The organism is Streptomyces sp. FIT100, from assembly GCF_024584805.1.
GTDB lineage: Bacteria > Actinomycetota > Actinomycetes > Streptomycetales > Streptomycetaceae > Streptomyces.
In genome coordinates this window covers 5,011,860-5,027,701 of the sequence record NZ_CP075715.1, presented here as the reverse complement: position 1 = coordinate 5,027,701, position 15,842 = coordinate 5,011,860, and the positions used below count along the sequence as shown (strand labels likewise).

The 15,842-nt window shown below is 68.9% G+C and carries 10 protein-coding genes; 6 read left to right on the top strand and 4 right to left on the bottom strand.

Going from position 1 to position 15,842, the window contains the following annotated elements:
• Window positions 1-58 precede the first annotated feature (58 nt).
• The gene (locus tag KK483_RS22780; RefSeq protein ID WP_313879472.1) at window positions 59-3,703 is read right to left on the bottom strand and encodes a LamG domain-containing protein; all 3,645 of its coding nucleotides are present in this window, start codon (window positions 3,701-3,703) and stop codon (window positions 59-61) included.
• A 1,015-nt stretch (window positions 3,704-4,718) separates the two neighbouring features.
• A complete protein-coding gene (locus KK483_RS22775) occupies window positions 4,719-5,585 on the bottom strand; it encodes an AraC family transcriptional regulator (protein ID WP_262007066.1) in 867 nt (288 codons plus the stop codon).
• A gap of 662 nt (window positions 5,586-6,247) precedes the next feature.
• Here KK483_RS22775 and KK483_RS22770 point away from each other — a divergent pair.
• On the top strand, window positions 6,248-8,437 hold the full coding sequence (locus tag KK483_RS22770) for an SdrD B-like domain-containing protein (protein ID WP_262007065.1): 2,190 nt from the start codon (window positions 6,248-6,250) through the stop codon (window positions 8,435-8,437).
• An 86-nt stretch (window positions 8,438-8,523) separates the two neighbouring features.
• On the opposite strand, the gene KK483_RS22765 is transcribed toward KK483_RS22770, so the two are convergent.
• The gene (locus KK483_RS22765) at window positions 8,524-9,540 is read right to left on the bottom strand and encodes a Dyp-type peroxidase (protein WP_262009646.1); all 1,017 of its coding nucleotides are present in this window, start codon (window positions 9,538-9,540) and stop codon (window positions 8,524-8,526) included.
• Window positions 9,541-9,889: 349 nt separating this feature from the next.
• Between KK483_RS22765 and KK483_RS22760 the strand changes: the two genes are divergently transcribed.
• Window positions 9,890-11,272, top strand: a complete 1,383-nt coding sequence (locus KK483_RS22760; protein ID WP_262007064.1) for a nitrous oxide reductase family maturation protein NosD — start codon at window positions 9,890-9,892, stop codon at window positions 11,270-11,272.
• A complete protein-coding gene (locus KK483_RS22755; RefSeq protein ID WP_262007062.1) occupies window positions 11,269-12,063 on the top strand; it encodes a hypothetical protein in 795 nt (264 codons plus the stop codon). Before KK483_RS22760 ends, KK483_RS22755 begins: the two co-directional genes overlap by 4 nt.
• 447 nt (window positions 12,064-12,510) lie before the next feature.
• Here the strand turns inward: KK483_RS22755 and msrA are convergent, their stop codons facing one another.
• Window positions 12,511-13,023, bottom strand: a complete 513-nt coding sequence (gene msrA, locus KK483_RS22750; protein ID WP_262007061.1) for a peptide-methionine (S)-S-oxide reductase MsrA — start codon at window positions 13,021-13,023, stop codon at window positions 12,511-12,513.
• Window positions 13,024-13,190: 167 nt separating this feature from the next.
• On the opposite strand from msrA, the gene KK483_RS22745 reads away from it, so the two are divergent.
• The 3 genes from KK483_RS22745 to KK483_RS22735 all read left to right on the top strand — a co-directional run bounded on the left by KK483_RS22745 (window position 13,191) and on the right by KK483_RS22735 (window position 15,704).
• Entirely contained in the window at window positions 13,191-13,760 is a 570-nt protein-coding gene (locus KK483_RS22745; RefSeq protein WP_262007060.1) for a DUF6461 domain-containing protein, read from the top strand.
• Between the two features lie 302 nt (window positions 13,761-14,062).
• Window positions 14,063-14,698, top strand: a complete 636-nt coding sequence (locus KK483_RS22740) for a hypothetical protein (protein ID WP_262007059.1) — start codon at window positions 14,063-14,065, stop codon at window positions 14,696-14,698.
• Between the two features lie 172 nt (window positions 14,699-14,870).
• Window positions 14,871-15,704 carry an MBL fold metallo-hydrolase gene (locus tag KK483_RS22735; protein ID WP_262007058.1) on the top strand — a complete coding sequence of 278 codons (834 nt, stop codon included), beginning with the start codon at window positions 14,871-14,873 and terminating at the stop codon, window positions 15,702-15,704.
• Window positions 15,705-15,842 lie beyond the last annotated feature (138 nt).

The window sequence follows — 15,842 nt, the reverse complement described above, 5'->3', positions numbered from 1 at the left end:
CTTGGCGTGCGAGTGGCGGCTGTTCTGTGGGATGCCGCCACTCACCTTCGTAGGGCGGCTACTCCTCGCCGGGAGAGCCCAATACCTTGGAGGCGACCTGCTCAGCGGTCATTGCCCCGGTCCAGATCCGCACTTCGTCGATGGCACCAGGCAGGTAGTGGCCCGTGGTCCCGTTGGCAGAGCCGCGGCCGACCGCCAGCTCCCCGCTGCCTTGAGTAGCCGAATCGAACGAAAAGCCGTCGAGCTGATCCTGCTCGGTCTCAGTCACGTAGAGATGCGTGCTGCCGTACCCGTCGTCCGTGGCTTCGGCTGCGTTGAAGACGCCGGTCACCTGCACCCAGGTGTCCGTTTCAGCTGGTTCGCTGGACGGCACCGACGACGAATCGGTCACGGTGCCGTTGGTGTCTGTCGCAGTGCGGCCGAAGCGCCACATGTAGCCGCCTTCGGAGACCTTCTCGACCCAGATGGCCCACGAGGACTCCGAGCCTGTTGCCGTCTTCTGGCCGAAGACCTGGGCCCGATAGCCGACCGGCTTGGCCGCCAGCTTTGCGCTGTCCAGCTGTACGGCCGCTGTCACCGTGAACGACCCGGCCTCGTCGACAACCGGTCCCTGTGTGGTCATGGCCCCCGACTCGCCGTCGAAGACCAGAGCATCGCTCTCGGGATCCGGAGCGGTGCCGCCGGCGGAACCGGTCATGTTGTCCGCTGTGTACGGGGTCAGTTCGGACAATGTGGCGGTCGTGGCTGCGGTGGCGTCCCAGTGGCCGACCAACTCGGTCGCCGGTACGCCGTCCTCCGTCAGGGCGCTGTCCTGACGTACCTCGTCCGAGGTCAGGGCACGCTGCCACACGATGACTTCGTCGACGCGCCCGGAGAAATACTCTCCGGCCCTCGACCGGCCGAACATCATGCCTCCCGCTGACGCGGTCGGCGAGTAGTTCGCGTTCACGGCATGCAGTACGACCGGGTCCCCTTGCGGACGGCCGTTGACGAAGAGCTGGATGGTGTCGTTCTTGTCGTCGTCATCGCCCTTGCTGTCGAAGACGCCTGCCAGATGCGTCCAGACCCCTACGGGCGGGTTCGCCACAGCCGCCGACGCATTCACGTACACGGGACTCGTCACATCCGCTGCGACACGGCCGAAGACCCACTTCTTCGCGGACGCTGAGTAGGAGAGCTGGAACGCGGACCCGTACGTGCCGGGAGCAGAAATCACCACGCGGTTCTTCGTCGTATCCGTCAGCAGCGCCCATGCCGAGACCGTGAACGACTCCATGGTGTTGAGCGGCGGTGAGGCTGTGTCGGCGTACCCGATCTGCTGGGCAGCATCGATGACGTCATCGTTCAGCGCGAGTGAGTAGTCATCCGTGCCGCGACGGGCCATGGACGACCATGTCGCCGCTTTGTTGCCCGCCACCGGATGCAGCGTCGCCGGATGGCGGATCCCGCCGGTTGCGCTGTCTTCCGCCGTCGTCACCGACGAGCCGGGCGTGCCGTCCGCGAAGTGCCAGCGACCGACCGGTCCGTGTGCCGAGGCAACCTTGAAAGCGAACTCCGCCGGCGGACCCCAGCGGTTGAGTACATCCTTGGCCTCCGCTGTCAGCGTCTGGGTGCCCGACATTGGCGGGATCGGCCTGATCGTCACCGCCGCGCCGGACTCCACGTGCGTCGATACGTCGCCGATAAGGCGCCAGCGGTAACCGGTGATGTCCGTGTCCCCGGCATTCGGTGAGAGCGCGAACTCTCCGGCCAGGCCCGGCCCCCCGGCGCCCTCACAGACCGTGGCCGTGCACTCCGAGTAGATGCCGGTGGTCCGGATCTGCGGCTCCTTCGGTGCGGTCGCGTCGATCTTGAAGTAGCAGTACGGCGACCAGGCCGACGGAATGCTCGACGTCACGCCCCCGGTCGTCCAGAACGAGTTGGTGAGCGCCCGCATCCGGTACAGCGTGTTGTCCGCCCGCGGATTCATCCGCATCCGCTCCGCCGTGCCGTCCGGGTGGTAACCCACACTCGGCAGCGTCGCCGCCCAGGAGGCCACCCACTTCCCGTTCTCGACACGGTCGACGGTGATGTAGGTGCGCAGCGAACCTGTGAACTCACCCGACTTCGGCTGCACCTCCGTCTGCACCACGGACTGCACCATCGGATCCTGGCGCGTCACGATCAGCGGATCGACCTGCGAGGACTTGCAGTAGTACGTGACCCCGTCGCCAGGAAGTGTCCCCACATGGGACGGGACGCCAGGCCGCGGCACATAGGACACCTGGAGTTCGGCGTTGTCGTCGAAGCGCTTCCAGGCGTCCGCGTCACCCTCGTCCTTGGCAGCGAGCATGAGGGTGAGACGGGAGAACTTGCCTGCCGCGAAGTTCCGCACGGTCGCAGTCAGGTTCTCGTCGGTCTCCGACGCGTTGTCGACGAAGTCGACCCATGCATCCGGCTGGGAGGGCGCACAGTTGTCACCACGGCCGGCCGAGATATTGACGTCTCCCATCAGGTCGAGCTTCGACGGGCCGGGCCAGCGTGTCGCCTCGGACATGTTGTTCGTCCGCCACAGATCGACCCAGTGCGCAGTGCACGAGAACGACCAGGTCTCGAACGCCCGGAACGTCGCACCGACGATGTGCTTCCCGACGAGCGCGCTCGGCGCAAACTCGAAGAGCATGCGGTTGGTGTGGTCAGCGTCGCAGTACCACGGTCCGACGCGGTAGCAGCGGCCGACGCCGTAGTCGCCGCTGAATTGCCAGAAACGGTCGCCATCAGAAGAGATCACCGATCGCTCCGACGCACCCAGTCCGAGAGGCGGATCGATATAGACCGGATAGACCGTCTCCGCGCCGCGGAGCAGTTCGGTGTCCGGTTTGATCGTCACAGCGTCGCCGCTCACCTCGACAGGCAGCTCAGCGCTGGCATCGCCCTTGCCCGGCTGGGACGGGTCGCCGCCGGCCGGTTCCGACTCGGCGACTGCGGTACGCATCAGTTGCGACTGAGTGCCCTCTTCGTCGCCGGCCGAGTCCCACATCTGCCCCGCCGGACCGGTGAACACGGCATTGCCATCACCGTCGAGGGCGCGCAGACCGCCACCGGCACCCGGCCTGAGGGTCAGGCCGTCACCCATGACGGAGAGCTTGATCTCGTTCAGCTCCGGATTCGCTGCCGCCTGGGCCGACTTGACGAGCAGTACCTCGCGGTAGCCCTCGGCCGTCGCCGTCAGCTGGAGGTCGACACCCTCGAAAACCTCCGAGTACGTGGCGGTCGGGCCGCTGAGTGCCGGCTCGGGAAGTGCCTCGGGCCAGCCGAGCTCAACCGCGCCCTGAGCGCTCGCGATACGGATCAGCCTGGAACCGCTCCCACCACCGGAGAAGGACAGGTCCACAACGGCGGACTTGGGGCCGATGGTGCCGTTCGCACGCCGCTCAAGTGTGGTGTCGATCGGCTGCCACGAACCGTCCTCACCCTTCGCCCGCTGTGGAGTGGTCGACTGCGTGAGAGTGAACGTCCCATCCGGGTTGGCCATCGTGAGCGAATACGGCGTGCGCTCCGACACGACCTCGACCGGCTCTCCGGACTCGGCCGCGAGTACAGAAGCGGAACGCTCGACCTGCGTCGCAAGCGCCCCCGCGTCCGCTGGAGCCGCCTTCACAGCAGCGTATGCCGGAGACGTCAGCAGCCCAGCCGTCAACACCGACGCCGCGAGCGCCGCCACACGGCGTCTGACGGCATGCGGATACGAAGACACAGCCCACCCCACCCCTCCGGGCCTCCCCAGACCCGTTAACAGAAGACAACGATCGTGAAGATCGATGCGCGGAATGTAGGAGCTCATGGGCCAGCTGCGCAATAGGTTTCGATCAAATGTTCGATGCGCTACAGGAAGCTGCCCCTCCGCAAAGCGGACTGATCTGCGAAAACCACCACTAGGTGATCACGGTGCCAGGTATTGCCAGGGCTCAGTCCCGGTGGCTGGAATGCAGCCCTACCCGTCGTCCTCCGGGCGGACCGGAGTGTCACGCACCTGGTCATTGCACGGGAGCGGCCGGGCTGACAGCGGCTTACGGGGTGCCGCGCGCCACGCGATTGATATCGGGTTTACCAGCCTGGTGTTCCGCTGGGCGGGTTGCTCAGCGGGCCATCGCGCGGCGGCGCGGTCGGAGACCAGGCCGGCCACGCCCAGGTGGATCTCGCCGTAGTCCTCGCGTCGTCCGATGAACCGCGTGGCGTGTTGCCGATGTCTTTCGGCTCCCGTGGCGAAGCACTGATCTCGTCAGGGAGGTGCGGCGGCACCAGTGTGTCCTGCCGGGTCGGCGTAGCCAGGACAGACGGCTGACGTCTTCCGCCGGATGTGTCGGCAACACCAAGCGTGCTGCTGGCCGGAGCTGATCCGGTCAGGAGCGACTTGCATGCCCGGATCACAGCAAGCTTGACATGGTGGTCCGGGACCTGTGGAGGCCATCGGGTGCATGGGAATGGCGGCTATGAGCGTGGTTCCTGAGCACTTTGAACGCGCCGAGATGCCGGCGCGACAGACCGCAGAGCGACGGATGAGACAAGGCCGTGCGGATGTGCCTCTCGATCACGCTCGAAGAACCCGCACGGCCCCACCTCATGTCCCGGCCGAACCGCAATCCACAGCAGAGCCGTGAGCAGAACGAGCGGCTCCACGAAGACGGCGGGTGCTGCGCAAGCCGTAGCCGGCGCCGGGGTTTACCCGGCGCCGGGCTTCAGCCGCCGACCCGCTCCACCGGAATCCACAGCTCCGCGTCCGCGTGCGTACCGTCCTCGGACACGCGCGTGCGCGAGAGCGACGGACCCGGCCGGCTCCGGTACGGGTTCGACGGGAACCACTGCGTGTACACATCCCGCCAGAGGTACTGGACCGCCAGCGGGAACTCTCCCGAGGACTCGAACACCGCCCACGTCCCCGGCTCGACGTCGAGGCTCTCCGAAGCCCCGGGCACCGCCGCGTCGCTCACCACCCCGTGGAAATAGTCGAGTTCGGTGCCTTCCGCGTCCTCCGCGGAGTGGTTGCTGACGGCGGCCACGACACCGCCGGGCTCCCCCGCCGCATACTCCTCCCAGCGCCCCAGCGTCTCCTTGCCGATACTCTTGACGAACTCCACGATGGCCGGATTCATCCCCTCGTAGACCAACGGGACCTGTGTCCCCCTGCCCACGAGCCTGAACCCGTCCTTCTCCACTACCCGGTACCGCATGCTGCTGCTCCCTTCGACGATCAGCCGGAAGGACATCCGCGGCTGGGAGTGCAGCGCCGCGCCCGTCCGCCGCGCCTCGCCGGGACCGACCCCGTGCACGACGCGAAAGGCACGCGCGAACGCCTCGCCCGAGCTGTACCCGTACCGCACCGCGACGTCGAGCAGCGTCCGCTCCCCGGCGAGCACTTCCGCCCCGGCGAGCGTCAGCCGCCGACGGCGGACGTACTCGGAGAGCGGGATGCCCGCCAGCGCGGAGAACATCCGCCGGAAGTGATACTCCGACGTCATGGCGATACGGGCCAGCTCGGCCGTTTCGATGGACTCACCGAGGTGGTCCTCGACGTAGTCCATGGCCTCATTCAGCCGCTCCAGCACTCCTGGCCGTCCTTCCCTTACTGATCTCCACGCTAGGGAAGTCCCACTGTGCCGGACCCGACATCCTGTGCCCGGTGCGGTCGGGTCAGCCCACCTGCTGCGTGTCCCGCGTGTCCTCATCACACAGCGCCGGATGGCCGAGGCGCCGTACCGGGGCCCGCACCGCGATCCGTCACGTGACGAACTACGGCCAGGCGGCAGAACTTCCCTCGGCTCTGAAAATCAATGGCCGACGCGAATCAGTCGGCCCAGCTGCCCGTCGAGGGGCATCGGCAGTCTTCGGCGAGGGGAAACGGTTGACCCGCCCTCAGGCAGATCGCGTTCGGCCGGGCGGTCAAGGGTGGCCAGATGCGCTGCACGGGGGCCGAGGCGTGGATCACGGGAAAGCGATGAAGTGGACCGGCTGGTGCCGACCCCGATTCGGTGCGCCCGAGGGCGCCACATTCGACACTTTCGTCACAATCTGTATTCACTCCTGTTACTCTGCGCTACGCATGTGGCTGTGATGCAGCGAGGGGCCCGATTCATCAGGGCTCACGAGGGGCCTGCCGTCCAAGACCGCCCCACATCTCTCCTGCCGAAAGCCACTGGCCACCGGGACTCCGAGCGAAACCCGCTCTGGGCCCCACTCCATGGCGACTGCAAGCAGAGATGGGGATTACATGATCAGACGAACCGTCTGGCGGGCGATGCTGGTACTGACTTGTACCAGCGCCCTGCTGGCGCCCGCCATGCCGGCCTCCGCCGACCCCGGCGAGGGCACGCTGACGGTCAATGTGTTCAGGGAGTTCGCCGCGAAGGGCACTCTCGACCCGCAGATCCAGACCGCCTTGGCCGGGGCGACCGTTCGCATCACGAGCGAGCAGTCAGGACAGACGCAGACCTACCCGGTCGGTCCCAGCGGGACTATCACCGTCAACCTCAGCTCCTGGAGGCGCTCCGGAGGGAAGTACAAGGTCGAGCTGATCAACTGGCCGAACAAGCACGACCCGGCCACCGGCACCGGCTTCCTGCAACCGGCGTTCGCCGGCACAGGACTGTCCTCCCATCTCAACTTCGTGGACATGGCGTACGGCCAGGACGCCACGCTCAACATGGCCGTGTGGAATCCCGACGACTACTGCCAGGACAACCCCACCCTGGTCACGGCCTGTATGCAGGCAGCGACCAAGCCGGGCGAGAAGACGCTGGTCACCTTCCCGTACAACTCCCGCGGTGACACCCAGGGCAGCACCACGAACCCGAGGCCGATCGCCACGGTCCAGAACACCGGCGCTGTTTACGGGCTGGCGTACCGCAAGAAGGACAAGCGACTCTTCTCCGGGGCCTACGCCAAACGCCACACGGACTACGGCCCCGGCGGCCAGGGCGCGATCTACGTGACCGACAGGACCACCGGCGCCACCAGTGTGTTCGCGACGGTGCCGAACGCGGGCACCACCGGACACAACCAGAGCAATCGGGTGGACGCCCCGTTCGCCAACCGGCCCGGCAAGGAGTCCCTCGGCGACATCGAGATCTCCTCGGACGGCTCGGAGCTGTACGTCGTCAACATGAACGACGGGAATCTGTACACCTATGACGCGACGCAGGCCACGGCCGGCGGTTTCAAGCGCCCGCCGGTCAAGATCCCGGATTCCGCCTGCTCCCCTCCCGGCGACTGGCGGCCGATGGGACTGGGCGTGCGCGACGGTGTGGTGTACGTGGGCGGCGTCTGCTCCGCCGAGAGTACGCAGGATGCCACCAAGCTGCGCGCGGTGGTGTGGACGTACGACCCCGTCACCACCACGTTCGGTGCCGCACCCATCGTCGACGAGCCGCTGAACTTCCCCCGCGACCCGGCCCAGGACCCCACGCCGGGTGACTGGAAGCCATGGACGCAGGACAACCTGGCCCAGTTCCCCATGGGGTACCTGGCCTACCCGCAGCCCATGCTCAGCGACATCGAGATCGAGCGCGACGGCAGCCTGGTCCTGGGCTTCCGCGACCGGTTCGGCGACCAGTCCGGGCTGGTGATCCCCAACGCCAACCCCGGCGGAGGCATCGAGAGCACCATCACGGGCGGTGACATCAACAAGGTCTGCCGCAAGTCCGACGGCACCTACCACTGGGAGGGCAGCGTCGAATGCCCCCGCCCCCAGGGCGGCAACGAGTGGTTCACCGGTGACACCTACTACACCGGGAGCGGCCATCGGGAGACGGCGCAGGGCGCGCTCGCACTCCCGCTGCAGCAGAACACGATCGCCAGCACCGTCCTGGACCCGTACCGCGTCATCAACTCTGGCGGAATCGGGTGGTTCGACCGGACGACGGGCCACCGTGACGCGATGCAGGACGGGTTCGGGGTTGTCTACGACACCGACGGCGGCTTCGGCAAGGCCCACGGTCTGGGCGACCTGGAACTGCTATGTGACGACCCGCCGGTGCAGATCGGCAACCGGGTCTGGCTCGACGACGGCGGCGGCTCGCAGAACGCCAGGTACGACGAGACCCTCGGTATCCCGGATGTGACCGTCACCCTCAAGGACCCGGCCGGGCGGGTCATCGCGAGGAAGAAGACCGACGCCAAGGGCGAGTACTACTTCGACCATCGCGACGGGCTCCTGCCGAACACCGACTACACGGTGGAGTTCGACAAGACCACCGCCGACGTCAGCAACCTGCCCCCCTACATCACCTCACCCGCCGATCTGGCGTGGACGCCCACCACGGGCAGTAACCCGGCGACCAACTCGGACGCCGCGCCGCCCGGTGGCAACAACCAGGCCCCGACCGCGGTGGCGAACGTGACGACCGGCCCTCCCGGTTCGGTCGACCATGACCTGGACGCCGGGATGTGGGCGGGTACCTGACAGCCGCCTGAGTCAGCCGGGGGATCCGGGCCACCCCGGCACGGGCGGCCCGGATCCCCTGGTTTCCTCCAGGCCCACTTCCAGGCTCAGGAGAGCAGGGGGGCACCGAGCAGACGCGTCCCGGTGAATCCCGGCAGCACGAGAAAGGTGCCGGAGGCGGTGGCCGTGGCGAAGGAGGACAGCTCGTCCCCGTCGTCCAGCCGCTGTTGCGTCGCCACGAAGGTGCGCAGTTCACGCTGGAAGCAGATGAACAGCAGCCCGCGGTCCTCGGGTCCGTTGGCGTAGCTGTACCCGCGCCGCAGCATGAGACCGCTGCCCGTGCCGTTGGGGTTGGCACGGCGTGCGTGCGCCATGGCGGGGACCAGGTACCGGCCCTGCGGCGCCTTCGCGCCCAGATCCATGGGCGCGTCTGGGCCGCCGCCGCTCAGTGGCGCCCCGTCCTCGCGACGCCGCCCGATCGCCCTCTCCTGCTGTGCGAGGTCCTGGGCGAGGAAACGCGGCACGTCCAGCCGCAGGCGCCGTACCACGGAGACAGTGCCGCCCCGCACCCGGGCCGGGGCCGACAGCCATACCTCCTGGTCCAACTCCCGTCCGGTGCGCGGTACGACGATGCCGTCCAGGAACCCCAGCAGATTGCGCACCAGCGCCCGCTGTCCTGCCTGCCCTGCCTGTCCCGCCCGTGCGGGCGGCGCAGGAGGCCGGAAGCCGTCCTGCGACCAGCACGGCGCCGCCGAGTGCTCCTGGAGCCAGGCTCTCAGGGCGCTGTCGGCCAGCGTCACCACCTGCGGGTCCGACGCGCAGACCTGGACCATCAGATCACCGCCCCGGGCCGAGTGAGGCATCTCCTCCCGGGCGAATCCGGGCAGTTCACGGGCGCCGGGCAGGCCGCTGTCCACGGCGGCCACGACACGTGGACCCACCCCTACGGTGACGCTCAGGTCGCCAGGCGGGAGTCCGCCCAAGGCAGTGTCACCGTCCTGCTCGGTGAGCGTGAGGACACGGGTGCCCAACTCGGCGACAAGTCCAGCACTCCGGCGCACGAAGTCACTGCCCGGCGTGTCCGGGTGTCCGGCTCCGGGCAGGTCATAGACGGACAGAGCCATGTGCTGCTGGGGCTGCACCGGGCGGTCAACCCCGGCTTGGCGACTGCCCCGAGCGGACACGGCCACCATCCCCGGTGCGCAGGACGACCCGGCCCGGGAGTTCCCCCCATCGCCACCAGCCCCTCCTGCCTGGGACACACCGTCCGGGGGAGCGGCCGGCCGGCCCCGCGCGCCGACCGCGTATCCGGTGATACCGGCAGCCGCCGTGGCCACCGTGCCCTTCACCAGTGCCCTGCGTCGCCGCGACAGCCGCTGTTCCGCACCTGGCCCACCATGCTGGTAACTATGCGTGGTCATGCGAGTACTCTAAGCGCAAGCCGCTGCTCTTACGGATCGGGAGAAACCGCACATGATGCCGCTCATCGCCCGCCGGGTACTTGGCCGTTGGCGCGCTGCGACGCTGCGTGGCGTGCTGGCGGCCTCGCTCCTGTGCACCGGCTGCTCGGTAACATCCACCAGCACCGACGGCGACGCCCCTGCCCGCTCGGCGCGGCCCGCCACCATCCGGGTGCCGGCGCAGGCGGCGACCATCAACGCCGCCCTCGACCGGGCCCGCCCCGGCGACCTGGTGCTCGTCTCGCCCGGCGTGTACCACGAGAGCGTGCAGGTGCGCACCGACCGCGTGGTGCTGCGGGGTACCGACCGCAACCGCGTCATCGTCGACGGCCAGGGCAGGCGCTCCAACGGCATCGTGGTCACCGCCGCAGGCGTCTCCGTGGAGAATCTGACCGTCCGCAACCACCTCCTCAACGGCGTCCTGGTCACCGGTATGAGCGATGCCAGCGGCGGACTCGCTCGCGGCAGCGACGGCTACCAGCACCTGGACCCGGCCCGCTTCCCTCCCCTCGACGGCTTCCGCGTCCGCTACGTCACCGCTCACGCCAACGGCCTGTACGGCATCTACGCGTTCAACGCCCGGCACGGCGTGATCGAGCGCAACTACGCCTCCGGGAGCGCCGACTCGGGCCTCTACGTGGGCCAGTGCAAGCCCTGCCACGTACTCGTGCAGGACAACATCGCCGACCACAACGCCGTCGGCTACGAGGGCACCAACGCCAGCGGACCCATCTGGGTGCTGCGCAACCGATTCACCCGCAACCGGGTCGGCCTGACCGTCGGCACCGACTACCAGGAAGCCTACGTACCCCAGACCGGCGCCGTGGTCGTCGGCAACGTGGTCTCCGACAACAACGCCCCCGACACCCCCGAGCAGGCGGACGGCGGCTTCGGGATCGGCATCGGCATTGCCGGCGGGCAGCGCAACGCGGTCCTGCGCAACCGCGTCAGCGGCAACTCACACGCCGGTATCGTGCTCGCGTCCCATGAGGACGTACCTCCCTCGGGCAACCGGCTGGAGGACAACGCCCTGTCCGGCAACTCGGTCGACATCATCTACCAGGCTTCGGCCCGATCCCCCGGTCAGGGCAACTGCCTGCGCGGCAACACTCTGCACCGCACCCTTCCCGAAGACCTCCCCCGCACCGCACCCTGCCCCAGGGGAAACAGCCAGTCCTCCGCCGCGGCGCCCCGAACCCGCACCGCCGAGCCACCGGCCGGGATCGCCTTCCTCGACGTCACCCCACCTCCCACCCAGCCACAACTCCCGAAGGCTCTCAGCGCACCCGCCACACCCGCCCTCCACCTGCCCGGCGACGTACACGTCGACCGCGTACCTCTCCCCGCCCCGGACCTGCTCGCCACGGGCCCCCGCCCCGGTGCGGGCACACGATGACGCCGCCAGAGCACCGCCCCCTGCCGTGCCTCCCCGCCTGCGGCATCGCGCTGGCCCTCATGACGCTCCTCAGCGCCTCGGCCTGCACCCAGGACAGGCCGTCCGCCCCGGCCACCGCCACCACCGCACCCGCCCTGACCACCCCGCAGGCCGAACTGCTAGCCCTCACCCGGTTCACGAACTACCGGCACGGTGTCGCCCAGGTCACGGCTGACATCCCCGTCCAAGGACACTTCGCCCGGCTCACCGGTCGCCTCGACTGGCGCCGCGGAGACGGACTCGCCGTCCTCCAGGGCCACGGCGGCGTCCTCGAACACGGACGCCACCTCCTGCGCTGGAACCGCACCACCGTCTCCATACAACGCAACTGGACCGGCCCCCTGCCCTCACACCCGCCCCGCGACGGCTGGGCCCCACACACGCTCACACCCCGGGCGTCCGCCATCGACACCACGCTGCTTCTGCTGCTCAACCTGGCCGCCGACCGCCCCGACAACGCCCAACTGCTGCTCCACAGCGGCGCCCGCCGCCTCGGTGCTGAGAAAGTGGCAGGAGTCCCCGTCACGGTGTTCGCCGGCCCGTCCGCCACCTCACCTCAAGGGGCCGCCCCAGAGGCGGCCCGCACCACTCCAGGCCGTACCCGCTACTGGATCGACGCGGACGGCCGACTCCGCCGCTTCTCGGCACGGCTGAGCGGCGGCACCGAGTGGCTGGTCGCGACGTTTGCGGCCCCATCCGCCTCGACGAGTGCGACCTCGCCCAAACCCACATCGACGCGAGCTACGTCCTGACCTGCCGGACCCGTTCTCCTGGACGACACCGCCGTCCTCCACTCCGACCAGAGCTGACATTCCACCGAAGCCCAGAGGGGCACCTGTCGAGCAAGTCCGAGGCCTACCCGGACCTGGCCCGACCGGGCCACCGCCCGCGCCGAGGTCTTCACCTTCATCGATACCTTCAGCAACCGCCGCCTGCGCAAGCACGAGATCTTCGGCTACCTCACACCGGCCGAGACCAGGCAACGGCATCAACACGCTCTCGCGGCCGCCGATCTCCCACCTACGCCGCGGCATCGGCGCAAGCACGGGCGTCACGCTGAGTACCCCGGTCGAGACCAACTGGAGTGTCGGAGAGCGTCGGACGCCGCAACATGCTGGGTCAGCACTGCGGGCCCCGACCGCATCGGTCGGGGCCCGGCATTGCGTACGAAGCGGCCGTCGCCGGGACGCCTCGGGCGGTCAGCCCTCCGCGCGGGCGGGCAGTCGCCATCCCGGGCGCGGGAAGTGGCAGGTGTAGCCGTCCGGGTAACGCTCCAGGTAGTCCTGGTGCTCGGGCTCGGCCTCCCAGAAGGGGCCGACCGGCTCGACCTCGGTGACGACCTTGCCCGGCCACAGTCCGGAGGCGTCCACGTCCGCGATGGTGTCCTCGGCGATCCGCTTCTGCTCGTCGTCCACGTAGTAGATCGCCGAGCGGTAGCTCAGGCCGATGTCGTTGCCCTGGCGGTTCTTGGTGCTCGGGTCGTGGATCTGGAAGAAGAGCTCCAGAATCGCGCGGAAGTCGGTCTTCTCGGGGTCGAAAAGGATCTCAATGGCCTCCGCGTGCGTGCCGTGGTTGCGGTACGTCGCGTTCGGCACGTCACCCCCGGTGTATCCGACCCGTGTCGCGGTCACGCCCGGGAGCCGGCGGATCAGATCCTGCATCCCCCAGAAGCACCCGCCCGCCAGCACGGCCCTCTGCGTCTGCGCGGCCATTGCAGCCCTCCAATATGTGTCAGGTCGGTCACTCGGGCTGCCCGGTCACACACCACCGGCATCCCCTGCCACCTGCTCCAACACACGAGGGCTCCAAGCGATTCCGTACCCCCGTGTTGACGCCCTGCCGCGGCGACTAGCCTGACCACCCCCTGTGGCAGAAAGGCATGACGGTGTCGTCTGACGGTGTGCAGTGGCTGGCGGAGAGCTACCCCCATGGATTCTCGGTCGTCTTTGTCCGCGATGTGCGGCCCGCAGAGCTGCTCGCCCGGCTGGGCTGTGAACCAGCCGCCTCACGTATGACGCGCGAGGAGGCCGAAGAGCATGAGCTGGAGGACGAGGCCGGCGAGGTCCTGCGTGCAGGCGAGTGCGACGGCTGGGCCTTCGCCATCCAGAGCTGGGGCGCGCACGTGCTCGATGAGGGCGTCATCGGCTCGGTCTCCGCCGGCGCCGAGATGGTGGCCCTGGTCAGCACGGCCACCGTGCCCTGGTTCTCCTACGCCGTGCACGGCGAGGACGTCTGCTCGTTCGACCCGGGTATGCCGTGGACCCGATACGGATCCGAACCGGACCGGCTGCTGCCCGCGATGCGGGCGGCCCGGCTGATCTCGGACGGTGGCTCAGCGGGAACGGTTCGTGGTGTGAACGGCATGCTGGTGCTGGCTGAACGGGAATTCCGGGTGGGGCTCGCGCGCGAGGTCGAGGCCGAGGCCCTCCTTGCCGGCGTTGTCCCGTAGGCCATGTGGTCAGGGCCGCGCTCCTCCTTCACCGCGTTCCGTTCTCACCGCGTTCCGTCCGGCCTCGGCAAGGTGCGCTGCCACCTCTGACCTGCGCGACTGCGCTGAGCGGGACCGCGCGTGACCGGGCGGAATCCCAGGAACCGCCGGTGTGCCCCCTCCGTCTGGACTTGAGACTAAGGAGGCGGGGCTTGCTCGCGTGGTTGGGCTTATGGCTTGTGTTGTGCGTCTGGTTGGCGGCCGGGGCGTGTGTCTACGTCGGGTGGAAGCACCGGCGGCATCCGGTACGGCACCGGGGATGGATGGTGCTGGGGACGGGCCTGGTTGCCCTGGGGTACGCGCACACCCTCGCCTACGGATTCGCGGTGTCGCACCCCACGGAGGTGTGCGGTCAGCGCACGCTCGACGCCGACTTCCCGCTGACCCGCACCCGTGTGGACGTGTTCCCTCCGCGCCTGGAGTGCTACTGGGCGGACTCGTCGGCGTACGGCGCCAGCCACCCCACGGCCGCGGGTGGCTGGCTGATATGGATCGGGGCAGCGCTGCTGGTGGCCGGCGTGGTCGCCTGGGCGGTGCAGCTTCACTCGCGCATGCCGCGCTGGGCGAGAGCAGGCGTGATCCTGGCGCCCGCGGTGGCTGCCGCGATCTGGATCACCAGGGTCGACCGGTTCATGGATCTGTCGACCGTCGATCTCCGCAATGAGTGCTTCAGCCTGCAGGTTGCCCATCTGCACTCCGCACCCGCCGGCGAGGTCGTGAGCACCGACCGCAGTCTTCTGCCGCCGGCCGTCGACTGCGTCTTCACCGACGGCACCACGAGCCTCATCCTCATCGAGACCCTCGGACTGTGGTGCTGCCTCGCCGTGTTCCTCGTCTGCTGTGCGATGTTCCTCCGGCGGACGGCTGAAGCGGCCGTGGGAGGCCACGAGCCGCGCTGACGGGACGTCACCCCCGGCGCCCCCGGCACCGCCGGTTTCAGCCCGCCCCGCGCAACACGGGCCTCGTCGACTGTGGCGGCGGCCCGGGCGCGTGACCCCGGGTGCGCGGGCCCGGGCCCTCGTACCCCGGTTCGCGGGTGCGCGGGCCTGGGGCCGGGCAGACCATGGACACATGCGCGTACACAGGATCCGCCCCGACATCGGCGTCCTGAGCGACAGCCTGCCGGTGCCCGGAATCGGGTATCTCTCGGTCAACGCGTTCGTGCTGCTGGCCGCTGAGCCCGTCGTCGTCGACACCGGTCTTGGACTGCCCGGCCGTGACTTCGTGGGCACGCTCGGGTCCGTGCTCGACCCCGCCGACGTGCGCTGGATCTGGCTGACGAACCCGGAGCGGGACCACACCGGAGGGATCTACGCCCTGCTCGCCGCCGCGCCCCAGGCGCGCGTGGTCTGCACCTTCGGGACCGCCGGGTATCTGTCGTGCGAGCGGCCGCTGCCCGTCGACCGGCTGCATCTGCTGAACCCGGGGCAGTCCCTGGACGTCGGTGACCGTACGCTCACCGGCTTCCGCCCGCCGCTGTACGACAACCCCACGACCGTCGCCTTCTTCGACGACCGGTCGGGGGCCTGCTTCAGCTCCGACTGCTTCGGCGGTCCCCTGCCCACCGTGGACCTCGCCGAGGCCGAGGACGTGAGCGAGGTCGACGCCGAGGACGTGGAGGCGGCGCAACTGCTGTGGGCCACCGTGGGCAGCCCGTGGGTGGTGAACACCGACCCCGTCAGGTTCCTGGGCACGTTCCAGCCGATACGGGACCGGAACCCCGGGCTGATCCTCTCCGCCCATCTGCCGCCTGCGCCGGGCGTCACCACGCACATGATCGACACACTCGGCGCGGTCGCGGGCACGGCCCCCTGGGTGGGGCCGGACCAGGCGGCCCTCGAACTGATGATCACCGAGTTCGACCCGGAAAGGGACTTCGACGCGGAAGAGGACGACGTCCACTGAGGGCACCCGCCTAGGACGGCCACCGAGGACGGCCTCGTCAACGGCGGTCCGCACAAAACCGTTCCCGCTCTCCGCCCTGCGCCCTTTACACTGGCGCGCATGGGTTCGTACTACTTCTTTCTCTGATTCCGGCCGCCG